Source organism: Synechococcus sp. R60.1, assembly GCF_047461835.1.
Taxonomy (GTDB): domain Bacteria; phylum Cyanobacteriota; class Cyanobacteriia; order Thermostichales; family Thermostichaceae; genus Thermostichus.
On sequence record NZ_JANSIA010000019.1, the window covers coordinates 1 to 3,003 of the forward strand.

A 3,003-nucleotide genomic window follows, 5' to 3' on the forward strand; every position below is an offset into this window, starting at 1 on the left:
TTGGCCAGGAACTTCTTGAGTTTTCTCTATCTCGTCAGTGCTCTCTTTTGGCTCAAATGAAAGATCAACACAACCTAATTCGGAAGCTTGAGGAGAAGAAAGCGGGATGGCCAGATGTGACGTTTGCGGAAAAGATCTTAGCTACAGCGATTATCAGTGGGCCAAGCGCTGCGCCAATCCCTACGGGAAGTCTCACCTCATCTGCTTCGACTGCTACAGTGGTTCGTCTTGTCCCATCTGCTATTCCCCTCTGGAGCCGGCAGAATAGAAAGAGGCGTTCTCAAAAGCTGCTTGTCGGTTACTCGACTCCCATCCCCCTAGCTCCTCGGAGGGGGCGATGGTCGACAAGGGTCTCGATGGTTTTCCCAAGGGAGCCGGAAAAGTGCGCATTGGCCAGGGCTACGACATCCACCGCCTCGTCGAGGGGCGCCCCCTGATCCTGGGCGGGATCCGGATCCCTTACGAAAAGGGGCTATTGGGCCATAGCGACGCCGATGTCCTCACCCACGCCATCATGGATGCTCTCCTGGGGGCAGCAGCCCTGCGGGATATTGGCTTTTACTTTCCCCCGGAAGAAGAACGCTGGAAAGGGGCCGATAGCATCCTTCTATTGCAGCAAGTAGTGCAACTGGTGAGCCAAGAAGGCTGGCGAATTGTCAATGTGGACAGTGTGGTGGTGGCGGAGCAGCCGAAGCTCAAACCTCACATCCCCGCCATGCAAGCCCGTCTAGCCGAGGCAATGCAGATCTCCCCTAAGCAAGTGGGGGTCAAGGCTACTACTAACGAAAAGCTGGGCCCCGTCGGCCAGGGAGAGGCCATTGCTGCCTTCGCCGTAGCCCTGTTGCTGGAGTGCTAACCTTCCCAGCAGAGTCTGAAAAGAACCTGGTCACCCCACTGCCTGAGCTGCCAAACTGGCAAGCAATCGCTCCCTCAAAAACGCAGAATCTGCCCAAGTCGCAGTCAAACCACCCATTACCTGGATCCCCAACTTTCCCCCTGGGAAAGGGGCCGGGAGGGGGGCTACTCCTCTAGGAGAAGGGCTGGGGGTGAGGGCCTTAGTGGTGTGGAGCGCTTGCGCCTCCAGCACAGGACAGCAACGGGCCGTCTCAAACCTGCTTGGAACGACAACTTGGCAAAGGAAATGGTGGGCCAAAACAGCACCTCAACAGACCAGCTCAAGAGAAGCCTTTTTGTCCCTCTACTCTTGGGGATCCTCCTGCTCTGGCTTGGTGCCTGTGCTGCCCCTGCCCGCCCGCCCCATTTGATCGCCACAGTGACTTCAGATCCCAAAACCTTCAACACCTATTTGGCCGCCGAAAGCTCCAGCCGCGACGCCATCGCCTACCTGGAGGCGGGCTTGGTCACCTTGGATGAGGATACCCTCTTGCCCAAACCGGAGCTGGCGGAAGGCTGGGAAGTGTCTGAGGACGGCTTGCGGTATGTCTTTACCTTGCGGGAGGGGCTGCGCTGGTCGGATGGAGAGCCTCTGACAGCAGCAGATGTGGACTTTACCTTTAACCGCATCATCTTCAACGAGCGGATCCCGACTTCTGCGCGGGATGTGAAGCGAATTGGAGAAGCCGGAGCATTGCCTCAGGTGCGGGCGCTGGACGAGCGGCGGATTGAGTTCGTTTTGCCGGAGCCCTTCGCTCCCTTTCTGCTGCAGGCCGGATCCCCTATTTTGCCCAAGCACATCCTCGAGCCCACTGTCGAGCAGTTGGACAGCCGGGGCAACCCCCTTTTCTTGCAAACCTGGGGTATCGACACGCCGGTGCAGGAGTTGGTGGGGGCCGGCCCCTATATCTTGCAGGAATACACCCCCGGCCAGCGGCTGGTGTACCGGCCCAACCCCTACTACTGGAAAGGGGAAGGGATCCCGCGCATTGAACGGGTAATCCTGCGCATTGTGGACTCAGAGGACACCGCGCTGCTGCAGTTTCGCTCCGGCGAGACCGACGTGTTTTCGGTGCGGGGGAGAGATTTTCAGCTCTTGAAGCGGGAAGAAGAACGGGATCAGTTCACCATCTACAATCTCGGCCAGACATTGAACAACAGTTTCTTTGCCTTCAACCTCAGCCGCGCCCGTAACCCCCAGACCGGGCGGCCTTTTGTGGATCCCGTCAAAAGCCGCTGGTTTAACGATTTGAACTTCCGCCGGGCGGTGGCCCACGCCATGAACCGGCAGTTTTACGTCGATAGCGTCCTGCAAGGGTTGGGCCAGATCCAGCACTCGGTCTTCTCCCCCGCCAGCCCCTTCTACCTCAGCCCTGAAGAGGGCTTGCCCACCTACGACTACAACCCTGAAAAAGCGCGGCAACTGCTCCTCGATGCCGGATACACCTACGATGCTGAGGGCCACCTGCGGGATTCCGAGGGCAACCGTATCCGTTTCACCTTGCTCACCAACGCCGGCAACAATCAGCGGGAGGCCACTGGCGCGTTGATCAAAGCTGATCTGGAGCGGATCGGCATCACCGTTGATTTTACCCCCATCGCCTTCAACACCCTGGTGCAGCGCACCGATAGCCGCGACTGGGAAACCCTGCTGCTGGGCTTTGGTGGCGGCGGCACCGAGCCCAACAACGGCTCCAACATCTGGCGCAGCGACGGCCGTTTGCACCTCTTTAATCTGGGAGATTTGCCCGGCAACCCGGCAGAAGGGGTTGAGGTGAGCGATTGGGAACGGGAGATCGACCGCATCTTTATCGAAGGGGTGCGGGAGCTAGACTTTGAAAAGCGCAAGGCCCTCTACGACCGGTTTCAAATCATCATCCAGGAACAGCTGCCCCAAATTGGCACTTTTAACCCCCTGGTTCTCTCAGCCCTGCGCAACCGCATTCAAGGGGTGGATCCCCGACCCATTCTGGGGCCATTGTGGAATTTGGATCAGCTCTACATTCAAGAGTAGAACTTCTGATGATGTGGGTGATGTGGGATAGGGAGAGGCTGTCTGAACTGTTGAGTTGTGTCCCTATCGCCACATTTGGCAGGTGAAACTTAGTT

At 58.0% G+C, this 3,003-nt stretch carries 2 protein-coding genes; both read left to right on the forward strand.

Going from position 1 to position 3,003, the window contains the following annotated elements:
• The first annotated feature begins 382 nt into the window (after positions 1 to 382).
• Entirely contained in the window at positions 383 to 856 is a 474-nt protein-coding gene (gene ispF / locus NW834_RS04485) for a 2-C-methyl-D-erythritol 2,4-cyclodiphosphate synthase (protein WP_414419571.1), read from the forward strand.
• A gap of 273 nt (positions 857 to 1,129) precedes the next feature.
• Entirely contained in the window at positions 1,130 to 2,908 is a 1,779-nt protein-coding gene (locus NW834_RS04490) for an ABC transporter substrate-binding protein (protein WP_414419570.1), read from the forward strand.
• Positions 2,909 to 3,003 lie beyond the last annotated feature (95 nt).